The following is a 16,625-nucleotide window of genomic DNA, read 5'->3' as shown; positions in this document are numbered from 1 at the left end:
GGGCCGACAGCTCACGCCGTCGGCCCGTTCGGTATCGATGGAAATCGCGCTGGCTATTTCTGCTGGGCGATCCAGCCTTCGGCCTCTCGGACATTCAGGCTGCCGGTGTAGATGGCCCGTCCGGATATCGCACCCTGAAGACCCTTTTTGTAGAGAGGGTACAGATCCTTGATATCCTGAAGAGTATGCACGCCACCGGCGGCCACCACCGGAATGGCGGTCGCGTCGCACAGTTTCTCCAGCGCTTCGAGGTTTACGCCGGTCTGCATGCCGTCTCGAGCGATATCGGTGTAAACGATGAAGGCCACGCCGTTTTCCTGCATGCGAGGCAGCACGTCGAAGATCATCTGACCGGAATCCTCAACCCAGCCCTTGGTCTTGAGGTGGCCGTCCACCGCATCCAGCGAGACGCCGATACGGCCGGGGAGAGCTTCACAGAGCTGTGCGAAAAGCTCGGGCTCCTCAAGTGCCATAGTGCCGATGATGAGTCGGTTGACCCCGGCTTCGACGTACTTCTCGGCCGTGGCGATGTCGCGGATGCCGCCGCCCAGCTGAACCGGAATGTTCAGTTCGGAGCAGATGTTCTTGATGAGGTCGTAGTTTCTGGGGTGGCCGGAAAACGCGCCGTCCAGATCGACCACGTGCAGATAGCGGCACCCCTGCTCCTGCCAGTGGCGCGCCATGGCCACGGGGTCTTTGCCAAAAACCGTGACTTCGTCTTCCTTGCCCTGCGACAGGCGCACGCACTGCCCGTCCTTGATGTCCACTGCGGGAAAAAGAATCATAAACCGAGTTCCAGAAGTTTTTCGCTGATGCCGTCCTTGGCGAGTCGCTCTGCTGTCACCCACTTTCCGCCACGCTCCATGAACTTCTTGGCGGTCAGCAGATTTTCGGACAAGGCCACCTGCGTTTCGTCATAATGAGCGCGGACCATGGTCCCCTGCTTCACGTCGATGAGAAAAAGGTCGATGACCACCGAGGCCGGCTCCACGACTCCCGCGTCACTGCCGACGCGTTCGTCCCAGCGCAGCACCTGCGGCACGAGAAGATAATCGGCCTGAATGCACTTGCCGACGCCCTTCCAGTATTTCCATGCGGACATACGCGGCATGGAATCCTGCTCCATGACCACAATTTCCTGACACTGGCGGGTGGAGGCTGCGGGAATGTAGTCGGTGACACCGTGCTCCGCCAGCGCGCCGGAGAGAATGCCGTCGAGACTCCGAAGAACCTTTTCGTCCACGTGCCGACCTTCCTCCACCGGGATGTAACCGGCCAAAAGTTCCCACGTGTAGACAGGGTTGGTGAAGGAGGCCACGGCGAGTTTGCCCACCGGGCGCTCCACTGCGGGAGTCTGCTTGCCGGAACAGGCCGCCGTCAGCATGAGGACCGCCACGGCGGCCATGAAAAACAGTGTTCTGATGATGCGTCTCATCGATCGATACTCCCCTTGGTGCTGGAAACTCCCTGCCTTCCTACCACAACGGCATGGCCGAGCGCCATGCCGAGCGCCTTGAAGGCCGCCTCCAGAAGATGATGTCCGTTTCTGCCGTATTCCAGCTTGACATGCAGGTTCATGCCGGCACGCAACGCGAAGGATTTGAAGAATTCGCGCCAGACGTCCTTCTCGTCTCCCGCGATGACCGCCGGAAGCAGCTCGTCATCGAACACCAGATACGGTCTCCCGGAAAGATCTATCACCACTTCGGCAAGCGCCTCGTCCATGGGGACCTTGGCGAAACCGACTCGGTTGATGCCCTTGCGGTCTCCCAGCGCTTCGGACAAAGCCTGTCCGAGGCACAGGGCGATGTCCTCCAGCGTATGATGGGAGTCGATCTCGAGATCGCCCTTGCACTCCAGTTCAAGATCGAACCCGCCCCAGAAGCACATGAGGTCGAGCATGTGGTCGGCAAACCCGACTCCGGTGGCAATGCTGTTTCGGCCCGAGCCGTCCACCACGAGTTTCAGACTGATGTCCGTCTCTCTGGTTCGGCGGGCGATGGCTGCTTCGCGTGTACTCACGGCTCCTCCTTTACGGGGACTGTATAAAAAATCACTGGAAAAGCAAAGGGGTGGCAGATATCACTTGCCGCTTTCCCCGGATTCTCCGTCCAGTGCGGCATCCTCGATGCGCGCGGCAGCCTCCAACTCCTCCTGCTCCGCCTCAGCTTCCTCGGCGACCTTTTTCTGGTGGCGCTTCTCGTTCTTGCCGAAAAGATATGCCACCCAGATACCGAGCTCGTACAGGATAATCAGCGGCCCTGCCATCAGACACTGCGTGAACGGGTCCGGCGGCGTCAGGATAGAGGAAATGACGAACGCAATGAGCACCGCATACTTCTGCTTCTGGCGCAGCCCGCGGGAACTCACGAGACCGAGCCGCGCAAGAAAGAATATGAACAGCGGCAACTCGAACACTACGCCGAACGCGAACAGCAGCTTCAGACAGAAGCTCAGATACTCGTTGAGCTTCGGCGTAAAGGCGATTTCCGTGCTGGCGAAGCTTGCAAAGAAGTCGAACCCGAACGGGAACACCACGAAGTAACCGAACATGCCCCCGCCCACGAAAAACATGGCGGAGATGATGGCCATGGGCACGACGTACCTGCGCTCGTGCGAATACAGCCCGGGCGCAATGAAGCCCCATATCTGTCCGAAAAGATACGGGCTCATCAGGAAGATTCCCGCCACAATTGCGATCTTGATGTGCGAGAAGAAGGCTTCCGCCGGGTAGGTGTACTGAAAATGCCCACCCACCATCACGGTGCTCATGGAATCCTGAAGGGCCTCCACGAAAACCGGAAGTTTTTCGAAATACTTGAAATCGGTCCCTTTGAGGGCCTGCGCAAGGGACGTCTCGAGATTGGCGAAGAAGTCCAGCGGAAGCACCATGTGTTTGGCGGCGACCTGCTTGAGGACTTCCTTCATGGGCTTCATGAGGATGTCGAACATCTGCTCCGCGAATGCGTAACAGGCCAGCATGCCGACGATGACGGCCAGCACGCAGCGGACCATGCGCTGACGCAGTTCACCCAGATGCTCCAGCAGAGTCATCTGGCCGCCGACTTGCTCTTCGTCATCCTCTTCTTCCTGCGACTCCTCGTCGAGGCTCGGATCGAAGTCCGGATCGTCAGTTTCTTTACCGCCGCCGTCCCCGGAACCGCTCTGCGTGTCGCCGTCGCCGATGTCCGCTCCGTCGCTGTCGGTGGACTCGCTTTCTGGCTCGGGCGCCTCTCCTTCGCGGAAGGAACGAGAAGCACCGCCGGAGGCCTCTTCCGAGGCCCCCGGGGTGTTTGTATCTGTATCTTCAGGCGTCACGCCGGACTCGGGAGTGACATCGTCCTTTTCCGAACTCATGCCTTCTCCTTCTCACCTTCGCCGGAAGATTCCGGGCCGGGTGCGGAGGCCGTCTCGGCGGCAGGTTCGTTTTCGGTCGAAGCCTCATCCGTGGAAGCGGACTCTTCTTCAGCCTTCTTGACGGCTTCCTTGCGGCGTGCCAGCTCAGTGTCCACTTCGCGCTTGCGGGCTTCGCTTTCGGCCCGGTCCACTTCCAAATCCAGCGTACTCTTCACGTCATTGCCCATGCGCTTGAATTCGGCCAGTCCCTTGCCGAGGCTGCGCATCATCTGCGGCAGCTTCTGGGGGCCGATCACGATCAGGGCCACGACGAGTATGATGACCAGTTCCGGTCCGCCTATTCCGAACATGACAGTATCCTTGTCCTTCCTATTCCCACTCGATGGTGCTCGGCGGCTTGGAGGAGATGTCCAGGACGACGCGGTTGACGCCCTTTACTTCATTGATGATGCGGTTGGAGATGCGGGCGAGCAGTTCGCTGGGCAGGCGGCTCCAGTCTGCGGTCATGGCGTCGAGGCTGTCCACCACGCGAAGCGCGATGACGTGCTCGTAAGTGCGGTCGTCGCCCATGACGCCGACGGTCTTGAGCGGCAGCAGCACGGCGAAGCCCTGCCAGACCTTGCGATACCAGTCGGATGCCATCAGCTCGTTCTGCACGATTCGATCCGCAAGGCGCAGGATTTCCAGCCGCTCTTCGGTGATTTCGCCGATGACGCGAATGGACAGCCCCGGGCCGGGGAACGGATGACGCCAGATAATGTGATCCGGCATGCCGAGCTCGTAGGCCGCGCGACGAACTTCGTCCTTGAACAGTTCGCGCAGGGGTTCGACCAGCTTAAGATTCATCTTTTCAGGCAGGCCGCCCACGTTGTGGTGGCTCTTGATAACGGCCGAAGGGCCCTTGAAGGACTCGGACTCGATGACGTCCGGGTACAGGGTGCCCTGCCCGAGGTATTCGACGCCGTCGATGGCCTTGGCCTCGCGGTCGAAGACATCGATGAAGGTGTAGCCGATGATCTTGCGTTTTTCCTCGGGGTCGGAAACGCCTTCGAGTTTGCCGAGAAACTCGTCCGCGGCGTCGACGAACTTGACGTTCAGGTCGAAGTGCTCTTCGAGGAAGCCGATGACCTCCTGCTTCTCACCCATCCGCAGGAGCCCGTTGTCGACGAAGATGCAATGCAGGTTCTTCCCGATGGCGCGGTGCAGAAGCACGGCGGCTACAGTGGAGTCGATGCCTCCGGAAAGACCGAGTACCACCTTGGAGTCGCCCACCTGTTTGCGCAGGTCCGTGATGCAGGTCTCCACGAAGGAAGCCATTGACCAGGACGGGGTCAGGTTCGCCACCTTGAACAGGAAGTTCTGGATGATCTGAGAGCCTTCTTCGGTGTGCGCGACCTCTGGGTGGAACTGCAGGGCATAGACCTTCTTCTCCACATGGCCCATGGCGGCGAAGTCGATGGACTCGGTGCGGCCCATCTGCTCGAATCCCGGAGGGATGGCTTCGACGCGGTCGCCGTGGGACATCCAGACCGTAAGCTTGTCCTGCTTCTCGATGCCTTCGAAAAGCGGACACTCGTTCATGGTCTGAAAATCTGCGCGACCGTACTCGCGGTCCGTGGAAGCGACGACCTTTCCGCCCATCTTGTGGGCCAGAAGCTGCATTCCGTAGCAGATGCCCAGCGTGGGCAGCCCCCACTCCAGATACTCCTGCGGCAAATCCGGGCAGCCGCCCTCGAGTACGCTGGAGGGACCGCCGGAGAGGATCAGGGCCTGCGGATTCAGCGCCTTGATCTTTTCCGGGTCCACGTTGCAGGGGTGGATTTCGGAATACACGCCGGCCTCGCGGATACGTCGCGCGATGAGCTGGGTGAACTGGGACCCGAAGTCCAGAATGATTACTTTGTCTTGATTCAGCATGTATATACCATCTCTTGTCGAAGTGATTGACGCGACAGGTTACCCTGTAACCCTAGGAAGATTCAACCTGATAGTTGGGAGATTCCTTGGTAATGCTCACGTCGTGCACGTGGGACTCGCGAAGCCCCGCGGGGGAGATGCGTACGAGCTGAGCTTTTTCCTTCAGTTCATTCAGGGAGTTGCAGCCGGTATACCCCATTCCGGAGCGGATGCCGCCGAGCAGCTGGTACACGGATTCTCCCACCGCGCCGCGGTAGGGAACGCGGCCGACAATGCCTTCGGGAACGAGCTTCTTGGACTTTTCCTGGAAGTAGCGGTCCGAGCTGCCCTGCTTCATGGCGTCGATGGAGCCCATGCCGCGGTAGGTCTTGTAGGTACGTCCCTGATAGAGGACAGTTTCGCCCGGTGACTCCTCGGTTCCGGCAAACAGGGAACCCATCATGCAGCAGTCCGCGCCGACGGCCAGCGCCTTGACGATGTCGCCGGAGAACTTGATGCCGCCGTCCGCGATGATGCAGCCGCCGCATTCCTCTGCGGCGCGGCAGGCTTCCATGACGGCCGTGATCTGGGGTACGCCCACGCCGGCCACCACACGCGTTGTGCAGATGGAGCCGGGACCGATGCCGACCTTGACGGTGTCCACTCCGGCGTCGAACAGCGCCTTGGCACCGCTGTAGGTAGCCACGTTACCGCCGATGATCTGGGCGTCCGGGAAGTTGGAGCGGAGCATGGCGGCGGCGTCGAGGATGTTCTTGGAGTGGCCGTGCGCAGAGTCGAGCACGAGGAAGTCGGCACCGGCACGCAGCAGCGCCTCGGCCCGGGCCTCGCAGTCCTTGCCGACGCCGACGGCAGCACCGACCAGCAGACGGCCGCGCTCGTCCTTGACGGCCATGGGGTACTTCTTGACCTTGTTGATGTCCTTGATGGTGATGAGACCCTTGAGCCTGTTCTCGTCATCCACCACGAGGAGCTTTTCGATCCTGTTCTGGTGCAGGTGGCGCTTGGCTTCGTCAAGCCCGATGCCTTCCTGCACGGTCACCAGATCGCGGCTGGTCATGACCTCGGAGACGAGAGTGCTCTTTTCGGTCACGAAGCGGATGTCGCGGTTGGTGATGATACCCACCAGGTGCTCGCCGCGAACGACAGGGAGACCGGAGATGCGGTACTCGGCCATGATGTCCATGACCTTGCCCAACGTATCGTCGGGGTGCACGGTGATGGGATCGTGAATCATGCCGGACTCGGACTTCTTGACGCGATCCACTTCGCGGGCCTGCTCGCGAATGGAGAAGTTCTTGTGGATGACGCCTGCCCCGCCGTGGCGCGCCATGGCGATGGCCATGCGCGATTCGGTCACCGTGTCCATCGCCGCGGAGATCAGCGGAATGTTCAGGCTGATGCTCGGGGTCAGCCGGGTGGACACGTCGACGGTGTCGGGAAGGACTTCCGAATAGGCCGGAAGCAGCAAAACGTCGTCGAACGTCAAAGCCTTGTCCAAAATCTTACTCATGTTTTAACTCCCCGGATAGTTTTAAGGCCGAACCTCACGGTCCGGCCATTCGTATCGTTTACAGTCCGAGGTATGCGCGCTTTACATCCTCATTGGCAAGAAGCTTCTCGCATGAGTCTGTCAAAACGATCTTTCCGTTTTCCATCACGTAACCTCGGTGGCCGATCTTTAACGCAAGGTTGGCGTTCTGTTCAACCAGAAAAATGGTCGTTCCCGACTCTTTGTTAATCTTCTTAATTATTTCGAATATTTGCTTAACAATTAAAGGTGCCAGACCCATGGACGGCTCGTCGAGCAGCAACAGCCGAGGTCGTGCCATGAGCGCGCGGGCGATAGCGAGCATCTGCTGTTCGCCCCCGGAGAGGTTGCCACCCTGCTGATTCCTCCGCTCCGCAAGGATGGGGAACAGGTCGTAGCAATACTCCACGTCGCGGGCGATGGCGGCTTTGTCGCTGCGAAGGAACGCCCCCATATCGAGGTTTTCCTTGATGGTCAGCTCCGGAAAGATCAGACGGCCTTCCGGAACCTGCGAGATGCCGGAAGCAACGATCTTGTTGGTCGCCATCCCCGAGATGGACTCGCCCTCATAGATCACGTCGCCCGTGCGCGGCTTGAGCAGGCCGCAGATGGTCATCAACGTGGTGGACTTGCCGGCGCCGTTGGCGCCGATGAGCGTGATGATCTCGGTGTGGTCGATGTGCAGGCTGACGTCATACAGCGCCTGAATGTTGCCGTAGTAAGTGTCGACGTTCTTGAGTTCGAGCATTCTAGACATCTTCGCCCTCCCCGAGATACGCCTTGATGACTGCGGGATTCTCGCTGACTTCGCCGGCGTCGCCACTGGCGATGAGGCGGCCGTAGTCCAGAACGAAAATGCTGTCGGAAACACTCATGACCATCTTCATGTCGTGCTCGATGAGCAGGATGGACATGTCGTACTCCTCACGCAGCTTGATGATGAGGTCCTGAAGCGCCAGCGTCTCCTGCGGGTTCATGCCCGCCGCGGGCTCGTCGAGCAGCAGCAGGAACGGGTCCGTGGCCATGGCGCGGGCGATCTCCAGCCTGCGCTGTTTGCCGTACGGAAGGTTGCAAGCCAGCTCGTTGGCGTACTGGGCCAGCCCCACGAGCTCAAGCAGGTGGTAACTCTTTTCGATAACCGCAGTTTCCTCGCGACGGCTTTTGCGGTCGCGGGAAATGGCACCCCAGATGCCGCTTTTGCTGCGGCAGTGCGTCCCGATCATGACATTTTCCAATGCGGTCATGGACGGGAACAGGCGGATATTCTGAAAGGTACGCGCCATGCCGAGCTCCGTGACATGGTTGGGCTTCATGCCGTTTACGCGCCTGTCCTCCCCTTCCCTGCCTTTGAGCAGCACATCTCCGCTAGTGGGGTTGTAGATGCCGGTAATGCAGTTGAAGAAAGTGGTCTTCCCTGCCCCGTTGGGACCGATCAGCGCCGCAATCTCCTTGCTGTGCACCGTGAGGCTGACCTCGTCGAGTGCACGGATGCCGCCGAAGTCCTTGCATATTTCATTAACGTTGAGAACGGTTTCACTCATTTGCCGCTCCCGCTACAGACGTTTTTTCATATTTATACACCTTGCGCTTGGCGCGAATGAGTCCCTGCGGCCTGAAGACCATGACCAGGACCATGGTTGCGCCGAAGATCAGCATGCGGAACTCGGCGAAGGCCCGGAGATACTCGGGGACGAGAATCAGGATAATGGCACCGGCGATGACCCCCCGGATGGAGCCCATGCCGCCGATGACGACCACGGACAGAATGATGGCCGACTCCCAGAAAGTGAAGCTGGCCGGGTTGATGAACGTGGTTTTGGCTGCGAAGACAACACCGGCCATGCCCGCCCACGTGGCACCGAGGGCAAAGGCCATGAGCTTGGTCTTCGTCTTGTCGATGCCCATTGCCTGACAGGCTATTTCATCTTCGCGCAGAGCCAGCCACGCGCGCCCTATTCGGGAGTTCTGCAGCCGGTTCACGCAGAAGATTGTCAGCACTATCAGACCGAGCATGATGTAGTACATGTAGTTGATGGAGTTCATCACGCCGAACTCGATACCGAACAGCGTGGGCCGGTCGATGCCGGCGATACCGCTGGGGCCCATGGTGACTTCGCCCCAGTTCTCAAGCACCAATCGTATAATTTCACCGAATCCGAGCGTCACGATGGCGAGATAGTCGCCGCGAAGACGCAGAACCGGAAAACCGAGCATGATGCCGAAAAGCGTGCCAAGCAGCGCGCCTATCGGGAGGATGGTCCAGAAGCCGATGCCCCAGTGCATGTTGGCCAATGCGTAGGCATAGGCGCCGACGGCATAGAAGGCCACGTAGCCGAGGTCGAGCAGGCCCGCCAGCCCCACGACGATATTCAGACCGAGCCCGAGCGCGATGTAGGTCAGGCACGAGATCATGATGTTCGTCTGATACATCCCGGCCACATGCGGAAAGCCGACCGCCACTACGGCGATACAGGCCAGCAGAGTCCATTTGGCTGCCGGAATGGAGGTAGCCAGCGTGAGCGAGCGCTCGAGGGAGCTTTCTCTGGCTGCGGCTCCCTTGTTGAGCTCCTTGCGGGCCAGCATCCAACGCCAGAGAAAGGACAGAACGAACGACCCGCCCCCGATGAGTGCGAGATTTATCCAGCGCCACTCGATGGTGTTCTCAATGGTATCCACCCGGATGACCATTATGGGGAAAGTGAGAAACATGAACCACAAAGCCGCCAGCACGGACTTTTTGAGCGACTCGGCAAAGTTGTCGCAACCGGCTGTGAAGAAGAAGGCGAGTCCGCCCTGCGTCCCCTTTTCAGCCACTACGGTGTTGCTCATGATAGTTCCTTGTATTGCTTGCGCCCCGAATGCGGGACAGATTGGTTACACTTTCTGCACCGGTTCCTTGCCCATGATTCCGGCAGGCCGGAAGATCAGGATGAGCACCAGAAGGGCGAACGCGAACACGTCCTCGTAGTCCGAGGAGACGTAGCCGGTGGCAAAGGCCTCGGTCTGGCCGAGGATGAGCGCACCGAGCATGGCGCCCGGGACGCTGCCGATGCCGCCGAGCACCGCTGCGGTGAAGGCCTTGATGCCCGCGATGAAGCCGATGTAGTAGTTGATCTGCCCGATATGCGAGGCGATGAGCACGCCGCCCACAGCGGCGAGGCTCGACCCGACGACGAAGGTGGCCGAGATGACGGTGTCCACATTGATGCCCACCAGCATGGCCATCTTGCGGTTCTGGGCGGTGGCGCGCATGGCCTTGCCCAGTCTGGTGAACTTGATGAACAGCGTCAGGCCGATGCAGACGAGCACCGTGACAAGCACGATGACCAGTTCTGCGCTGCTGATGATGTGTCCAATCCAGGGAACGTGAAATTCGGGTATCAGGCTGGGGAACGGCAGGAAGTCCGACGTCTGCGCCAGCATGACGTAGTTCTGCAGGAAGATCGACATGCCGATGGCGGATATCAGCGGAGAGAGCCGCTGGGCGCCACGAAGAGGCTTGTAGGCAATCTTCTCGATGGTGAATCCGTAGGCGGCCGAATATATGACCGCGGCCAACATTGCCAGCACCAGAATCGCGGGAACGGGAAAGCCCGCCGCACCCAGCACCCCGGCGATAATAAGGCCGGTGAAGGCGCCTATCATGTAGATTTCGCCATGGGCGAAGTTGATGAGCTCGATGATGCCGTAGACCATCGTGTACCCGAGCGCGATAAGCGCGTAGATGCTCCCCCGGGTCAATCCGCCGAAGAAAATCTCAAGGAAATATTCCATCTGTTTCCTATCCGTGTGCTACACAATCAGGGGGCAGACTTCGGCCTGCCCCCTGTTGATTACGTTATGCCGAACTTGCTACTCGGTGACTTCCACGTACTGGCCGTCCTTGACCTGGTACATGGAGAAGCCGACGCCTTCGGCATCGCCGCGGTCGTCGAACTTGATCTTGCCGAGCGGAGTTTCCACATACTCGGTACGCAGGGCTTCCACGATCTTGTCGTAGTCCACGGCTCCGGCCTTCTCCACGGCGTTGAGCAGCGCCTGAGCGGCTGCGTAGGCCTGATAGTAGAACGCGCCCGGGTCGCTGCCGAATTCTTCCTTGTGGGCGGATTCGGCGACGCTGTAGAGCGGGTTTCCGGAGATATCGCGGGGACCGGTGGCGTAGACGCCTTCGGCGTATTCGCCGGCGACCTTGATGAAGGTTTCATCCTTCACGCCGTCGTCGGACAGGAAAGGAACTTCGATGTTCTTCTTGCGCATGGAGGTGACGATCTTGGAGGCTTCAGGATGATAGCCGCCGAAGATGACGCCGTCAGCGCCGGAATTCTTGATCTTCTGAACCACTGCGGAGTAGTCCACGGCGCCGGGGGTGACACCTTCGAACAGGGCGACGCTCATGCCGTCCTCTTCTTCGATGAACTGCTTGCAGAAGGAGGCGAAGCCTTTGCCGTAGTCACCCTTGTCGTGGATGACGGCAATGTTCTTCAGGCCGAGCTTCTTGGCAAAGTCGACTTCCAGCAGAGCCTGAGCATCGTCGGAGGCGATGGTGCGGAAGAAGTTCGGATAGTTGCCGCTCTGCGTCAGCGGCGGGTTGGTGGCGGAAGGCGACATGCAGACGATGTTGCCGTCCTTGTAAATTTCCAGAGCGGCCTTGGTGGCGCCGGAACAAATGTGACCGAGCACGATCTTCACGTCCTCGGACAGCAGCTTGGTCGCGGCGTTGGTGGCCATTTCCGGCTTGCACTGGTCGTCCTGAGCCATGACTTCGACCTGCATGCCGAGGACGCCGCCCTCCGCGTTGACCTTTTTGGCCACGAGCTTGGCCGCGTTCACGGTGGGCAGACCGTAAGACGCAAGGTCGCCGCTGTGCGCGCCGGCCACGCCGAGCACGAGTTTCTTGGCCTTTGCGGCCTCTTCCTTTTTACCTTCGCCGCAACCCGTTGCGAACAGCGCAACGAGCGCGACAACCAGCGCGAAAAGCTTCCAGTGTCCTCTCATCAGATCCTCTCCTGAATACAGTTGATGCAACAAGACATGAGCAGGCCGCGAACCCGCCGACATCCTTGCTGAAAGCGGCCCGCCGGGACAATCCGGAGGCCGCATTTTGCTTAAGGTTTACATTTTTATTGAGTTTCCCCCGTATGTCAACAAATACCCCATTGAAATCGCTAACGTCCCATGCTCTCGAGCTCCTGCGTGGCGCGCTCGACCATGTCCTTGTCGTCACCCGCATTCTTCACCGCGGTGCGGAACAGATCGGCAGCCGCGTCAGGCTTGTCGAGGAAGTGCTTGTAGATGATTCCGAGGTTGAAATTCACCAGCGCGTCCTGAGGATGGCTCTCACGGAGGTCTTCGTATATCGCTGCGGCGTCGTGGTAGCGTTTCTGCTGGAACCGTACGATGCCGAGGCTCATGAGCACCTCGCGGTCATCGGGCTTAACCTTGTTGGCGCGCTCGAGATAGGGAACGGCGCGTTCCCACGCCTGCATCATCATGAAGGCGCTGCCGAGTTCCTTGAGGGCCTTGAAGTTTTCCGGCTCCTCCTCGAGCAGCTTCATGGTGGCCTGAAGGCCCGCCATATCCTCGCCGGGCATGCCCGCGGCCATTCCGGACGGCATGCCGCCGCCGCGGCGTTCCATGCGCTTTTCCAGCTTCGGATTGAGCATGCGGTATCCCACGGAGGCAGCAAACACTCCTGCGAGAACCACGAAACTAACGGCCAGGACCGTCTTGCGGCCGAATAAGGAATCAAGCGTCATCGTCTTCTCCCATCAGTTCGAGTTGGCGGACGCGGCGCGTCAGGGCATTGGACCGGGCCGCCAGAAACGCGAGATATCCCGCGACTCCGGCCCAGACCATGGCGTTGGCAATGAAAAGATACGTCTCGGCGGACATGGGTCCTCCCTAGTTCTTATTGATCATCCCACACGAGCATCGCATCGAGGCGTGCCCGCAAGGCAAGCTGTCTGATACGGACTCCAAGAAGAGTCAACCACATGAACCCAAAGGCGATCAGTCCGGCAAAGACGGTGTGCCACATCTTGAGTGCCATGCCGCCCCCTTGGCGCGCGAGCCCGTCGGGATGCGCGCTGCCCCAGAGCTTCGCGGCGAAGAACACAAGCGGCACGTCCAGAAAAGCCACGATGCCGAGCACGGCGCAAACGAGGGCCTTTCGTTCCCCTCCCACCGGCGAGGCGCGTAACACCAGATATCCGGCGTACACATACCACATGATGAGCGCGGTGGTGAGCTTGGGATCCCAGACCCACCAATGGCCCCATTCGGCCCGGGCCCAGACCGACCCGGTGGCGAGAGACAGGGTACAGAGCAGCACGCCGATCTCGGCGGCGGCTCCGGCCACACGGTCGAAGGCGTCCTTGCGGGTCAGCAGGTAGCCGAGTCCGGCCAGCGCCACGGTAAGAAAACTGACCAGCGCCCACCACGAGCACGGCAGGTGAATGTAGAAAATCTTCTGGACCGGGCCGGACTGGGCATACGGTGCGTAAAACCAGATCATGGCCTGATGCGCCAGCAGAAAAGCCCCGGCGAGAAAAGCGAATATTGCGGTTCTTTTCATGAAAACTCCGAACGGTTAATCCTCGGCTCCGTAAACGAACGGGAACAGGAAGAGCCCGGCCCCGGCGAACAGCGCGTCAAAGGCGAGCACCAGCCCCATCCAGTCCATGGCCTCATCCACGCCCTGACCGGAAAACGCCGCCGCAAAAAGCGTAATGCCGGCCAGAAGCACCGGCAGAAGCAGCGGAAACACGATGACCGAGAGCAGCGATTCACGGGCGGTCTGTCCCTGAGACAGCGCCCCGAGAAGCGCCCCGAGCACGCAGAGCCCCACGTCGGCTCCGGCGAGTGCCGCAAAGAACAGCCACGGCGGACCGCTCACATCCTGACCGAGGAAGGCCACGGTCGCCGGGAAGAAGACCAGCTGCGAAAGAATCAGCAGACTCAGCCCGGCCAGCCCCTTGCCTATCCAGACTGAATGAATGGGCGCCGGGGAAGACAGTATCCCCAGCCTCGCGCCCTCGGCCTCCTCGATGCTGAAAAGATCGTTGAAAACCAGCACGAGACAGAAGGACGAAGCCAGCCAGAAAATGGCTCCGGCGGCCTGTGCGGTGATGGCCCCGCCCAGCGGCTTGGACAGGCTGAACAGAAAGATGAGGATCAGGCCCAGCAGGACGGCCTGAACCGGCCCCTGCCCTCCCCCGACGGAAAGGCGCAGGTCCTTGCCCGCGATGAGCATGGCGCGTTTCAGCATGTCGGCCCCTCCGGTTCGTAGTCGGCGGCGGGACCGAAATATTCCACCTTGCGTCCGCCCAGCGCCAGCACCTTGTCGGCGATGTTGCGGTCCTCGTGCACGTGGTGGCTGATCCAGACGACAGCGGTTCCACGGTCGCGAAACGCCTCAATCTCCCGGCGCATCATGTCCAGCGACCGAAAGTCCAGCCCGGTGCCGGGCTCGTCGAGAAACACGAGCTCCGGCTCCACGAGAAACACCCGTGCGAGATTCAGCCGCTGCGACATGCCCCGAGAGAATCCGCCCGCCTTCTCCTCGGCCACGCGGGATAGCCCCACGCGCTCCAGAACCGCGGCGATGGCTCTTTCATCAACATCCACGCCGTACATTCCGGCCCAGAAGCGCAGGTTGGCCGCTGCGGTCATGCCCGGATAGATGAATGTCTCATGCCCGAGATAGGCGCTCTTCTCCGGATCGACGAGCAGCTCGACCTTGCCGGCGCTCGCGCGTCCCAGCCCGGCCATGATCTTCATGAGCGTACTCTTTCCCGCGCCGTTGCGGCCCGCGAGGAGAAGAATCTCCCCGCGCTTCAACTCGCACGACACGTTCTTGAAGACCAGCTTGCGTCCGAAGAATTTGGCGGCCTTGCCCACCCTGAGGACCACGTCGCCGGACATCGGCTAGACGGTCTCCTTTTCGCGACGGTAGAGGGCCAGCCCCATGACGCACATCACGGTTCCGCCGATCCACACCCAGTTCACGAGCGGGTTGACGCTGATCTTGAAACTCACCTCGCCCTTCTTGGTCAGCCCGAGCACGGTGGCGTATATCTCTTCACCGAGAGACGGGATGACCGCCACTTCCGCGAACTGTTGTCCGGGATAGTTTCGGTAGATGCGCTTTTCGGGATGCAGCATGCCGAGCTGCTTTCCGTCGCTCTCAACCCTCAGGCGGGCGGTGAGACGGGCGCTGAGTTCCTTGGTCTCGTCCTGCACATGGTCGAGGTAAGTGATGTTGTAACCTTCGATGCGCATGGTCTGCCCTTCAGCAAGGGTCACCTCGGCCTCGGATTTGTACGGTCCTGAAAAGGCTATTCCAAGCGCCATCATCGCCACGCCGAGGTGGATTCCGTACTGTCCCCACGACGTCGCGTTGCGGCGCATGGCGGGGGAGAAGACGAAAAGGAGCACCACGCTGCCGATGGCTGCGACAGAGGATGCCGCGGCAAACACCGCGAGGGGCTTGTCATAGCCCATGGCGTAGATCGCCACCGCGGAGACCGCGAAGATGATGCAGACGCCCACGAATCCTTTGATGTCCCGCAGACCACCCTTCCAGCCAAGCCACGGGCAAACGGCGAACATGAGCACGAGCAGGCTGAAGAACGGCAGAGTCACCCGGTTGTAGAAGTCGGGTCCGAGGCCCATTGTCTGGTCGCTCCAGATCTGGCTGATCACCGGCCACATGGTGCCCAGCGTGACCACCAGCCCGAGGGCCAGCAGGAACCACGTACAGGCCACGAGGAGCCCCTGCCTGCTGGCGAGATCGCTCAGGGAGCGAGTGACATGCTTTTCGCCGAGCAGCACGACCATCACCGTGAGCACGGCCTGAACGACCATGCCTATGACCAGCGGCACGGCCACGGGGCTCTTGCCGAAGGTGTGCAGCGACTCGATGACGCCGCTTCGGGTCAGGTAGGTGCTGAAGACGCACAGCAGCAGCGTCATGGAGATAAGCACGACATTGGTGCGCTGCAGTGCGCCACGACGGGCTTCGATGACTGCGGTGTGCAGGAAGGCGGTTCCGGCGAACCACGGAATCAGGGAAGCGTTCTCCACCGGGTCCCAGGCCCAGTAGCCGCCCCAGCCCAGCTCCATGTAGGACCACCAGCCGCCAAGCACGATGCCCGCGGTAAGGAATACCCACGCCAGAATGTTCCAGTTGCGGGTCAGCTTCACCCAGCTCTTGGGTTCGCCCGCGATGTAGGCGGCCAGGGCCGCGCAGCCGGGAACCGTGTAGAGGGCGAAGCCGAGGAACAGAAGGGGCGGGTGGAAGATCATGCCCGGGTTGCGCAGCAGCGGGTTGAGACCGCGGCCGTCGAGCGGTGTGGGCACGAGCTTGATGAACGGGTTGCTCCAGCAGGTGAGCAGGAGCAGGAAAAACGCCTGAAACATCAGGAAAAAGACCCAGAAGAACAGCTTGGTGCGATCCTCGAGGGCCTTGTATTTCGGGGAAAAGGCAAAGAGCACCCCGCAGACGGCGATGATCAGCTCCCAGAACAGCAGCGATCCGGCACGGCCGCCCCAGAATCCCGTGATGGTATAGATGAAGTTGAGCGTCTCATCCACGTTCTCGTAAACGTAGAGAAACGAATAATCCCGGGCCATGAGCGCGGCCAGCAGGATTGCCGAGGACGTGACCACGCAGGCGGCGGCGCCGAAGCTGCCGAACTCAACGGCCCGAAGCCCTTCTCCGGAATCCTTCCAGGCCGATCTGGCTGCCCATGCGGCGCCGAAGAGTGAAAGAAGCAATCCCGCGAGCAGGACGGCGTAGGCTGTCAGATGCATGCAAACTCCT

The 16,625-nt window shown here is 60.4% G+C and carries 18 protein-coding genes; all 18 read right to left on the bottom strand.

Annotated features, from left to right (window positions below; genetic code table 11):
- Positions 1-53: 53 nt before the first annotated feature.
- Positions 54-785 carry a 1-(5-phosphoribosyl)-5-[(5-phosphoribosylamino)methylideneamino]imidazole-4-carboxamide isomerase gene (hisA, locus tag BR24_RS08245; protein ID WP_496541023.1) on the bottom strand — a complete coding sequence of 244 codons (732 nt, stop codon included), beginning with the start codon at positions 783-785 and terminating at the stop codon, positions 54-56.
- Entirely contained in the window at positions 782-1,435 is a 654-nt protein-coding gene (locus tag BR24_RS08240; RefSeq protein ID WP_496541022.1) for a hypothetical protein, read from the bottom strand. The genes hisA and BR24_RS08240 overlap by 4 nt, the downstream gene beginning before the upstream one ends.
- Positions 1,432-2,022, bottom strand: coding sequence for an imidazoleglycerol-phosphate dehydratase HisB (gene hisB / locus BR24_RS08235; protein WP_496541021.1), 591 nt, complete (start codon positions 2,020-2,022; stop codon positions 1,432-1,434). Before hisB ends, BR24_RS08240 begins: the two co-directional genes overlap by 4 nt.
- A 60-nt stretch (positions 2,023-2,082) precedes the next feature.
- Entirely contained in the window at positions 2,083-3,357 is a 1,275-nt protein-coding gene (tatC, locus tag BR24_RS08230; protein WP_496541020.1) for a twin-arginine translocase subunit TatC, read from the bottom strand.
- Complete coding sequence (gene tatB / locus BR24_RS08225) at positions 3,354-3,707, bottom strand: Sec-independent protein translocase protein TatB (RefSeq protein WP_496541019.1); 354 nt, start codon at positions 3,705-3,707, stop codon at positions 3,354-3,356. Before tatB ends, tatC begins: the two co-directional genes overlap by 4 nt.
- 19 nt (positions 3,708-3,726) lie before the next feature.
- The gene (gene guaA, locus BR24_RS08220; RefSeq protein ID WP_496541018.1) at positions 3,727-5,274 is read right to left on the bottom strand and encodes a glutamine-hydrolyzing GMP synthase; all 1,548 of its coding nucleotides are present in this window, start codon (positions 5,272-5,274) and stop codon (positions 3,727-3,729) included.
- Between the two features lie 52 nt (positions 5,275-5,326).
- Positions 5,327-6,784 carry an IMP dehydrogenase gene (gene guaB / locus BR24_RS08215; protein ID WP_496541017.1) on the bottom strand — a complete coding sequence of 486 codons (1,458 nt, stop codon included), beginning with the start codon at positions 6,782-6,784 and terminating at the stop codon, positions 5,327-5,329.
- A 58-nt stretch (positions 6,785-6,842) separates the two neighbouring features.
- Positions 6,843-7,550: an ABC transporter ATP-binding protein gene (locus BR24_RS08210; RefSeq protein WP_496541147.1), complete on the bottom strand. Its 708-nt coding sequence runs from the start codon at positions 7,548-7,550 to the stop codon at positions 6,843-6,845.
- Position 7,551: 1 nt separating this feature from the next.
- Positions 7,552-8,343, bottom strand: a complete 792-nt coding sequence (locus BR24_RS08205) for an ABC transporter ATP-binding protein (RefSeq protein WP_496541016.1) — start codon at positions 8,341-8,343, stop codon at positions 7,552-7,554.
- Positions 8,336-9,631, bottom strand: a complete 1,296-nt coding sequence (locus tag BR24_RS08200; RefSeq protein WP_496541015.1) for an ABC transporter permease subunit — start codon at positions 9,629-9,631, stop codon at positions 8,336-8,338. The genes BR24_RS08205 and BR24_RS08200 overlap by 8 nt, the downstream gene beginning before the upstream one ends.
- A gap of 45 nt (positions 9,632-9,676) precedes the next feature.
- The gene (locus BR24_RS08195; protein WP_496541014.1) at positions 9,677-10,576 is read right to left on the bottom strand and encodes a branched-chain amino acid ABC transporter permease; all 900 of its coding nucleotides are present in this window, start codon (positions 10,574-10,576) and stop codon (positions 9,677-9,679) included.
- A 78-nt stretch (positions 10,577-10,654) separates the two neighbouring features.
- On the bottom strand, positions 10,655-11,797 hold the full coding sequence (locus BR24_RS08190; RefSeq protein WP_496541013.1) for a branched-chain amino acid ABC transporter substrate-binding protein: 1,143 nt from the start codon (positions 11,795-11,797) through the stop codon (positions 10,655-10,657).
- A gap of 170 nt (positions 11,798-11,967) precedes the next feature.
- Positions 11,968-12,558, bottom strand: a complete 591-nt coding sequence (locus BR24_RS08185; RefSeq protein ID WP_496541012.1) for a tetratricopeptide repeat protein — start codon at positions 12,556-12,558, stop codon at positions 11,968-11,970.
- Positions 12,548-12,694, bottom strand: coding sequence for a CcmD family protein (locus BR24_RS08180; RefSeq protein ID WP_018124028.1), 147 nt, complete (start codon positions 12,692-12,694; stop codon positions 12,548-12,550). The genes BR24_RS08185 and BR24_RS08180 overlap by 11 nt, the downstream gene beginning before the upstream one ends.
- 16 nt (positions 12,695-12,710) lie before the next feature.
- Positions 12,711-13,376 carry a cytochrome c biogenesis protein gene (locus BR24_RS08175; protein ID WP_496541011.1) on the bottom strand — a complete coding sequence of 222 codons (666 nt, stop codon included), beginning with the start codon at positions 13,374-13,376 and terminating at the stop codon, positions 12,711-12,713.
- Between the two features lie 15 nt (positions 13,377-13,391).
- Positions 13,392-14,069, bottom strand: a complete 678-nt coding sequence (locus tag BR24_RS08170; RefSeq protein ID WP_496541010.1) for a heme exporter protein CcmB — start codon at positions 14,067-14,069, stop codon at positions 13,392-13,394.
- Positions 14,063-14,725, bottom strand: coding sequence for an ABC transporter ATP-binding protein (locus BR24_RS08165; protein WP_496541009.1), 663 nt, complete (start codon positions 14,723-14,725; stop codon positions 14,063-14,065). The genes BR24_RS08170 and BR24_RS08165 overlap by 7 nt, the downstream gene beginning before the upstream one ends.
- Before the next feature lie 3 nt (positions 14,726-14,728).
- The gene (locus BR24_RS08160; RefSeq protein ID WP_496541008.1) at positions 14,729-16,615 is read right to left on the bottom strand and encodes a heme lyase CcmF/NrfE family subunit; all 1,887 of its coding nucleotides are present in this window, start codon (positions 16,613-16,615) and stop codon (positions 14,729-14,731) included.
- Positions 16,616-16,625 lie beyond the last annotated feature (10 nt).

It is taken from the genome of Pseudodesulfovibrio halophilus DSM 5663 (genome assembly GCF_059568665.1).
The sequence above is the reverse complement of the archived record's forward strand: the minus strand, read 5'-3'. Positions and strand labels throughout refer to the sequence as shown.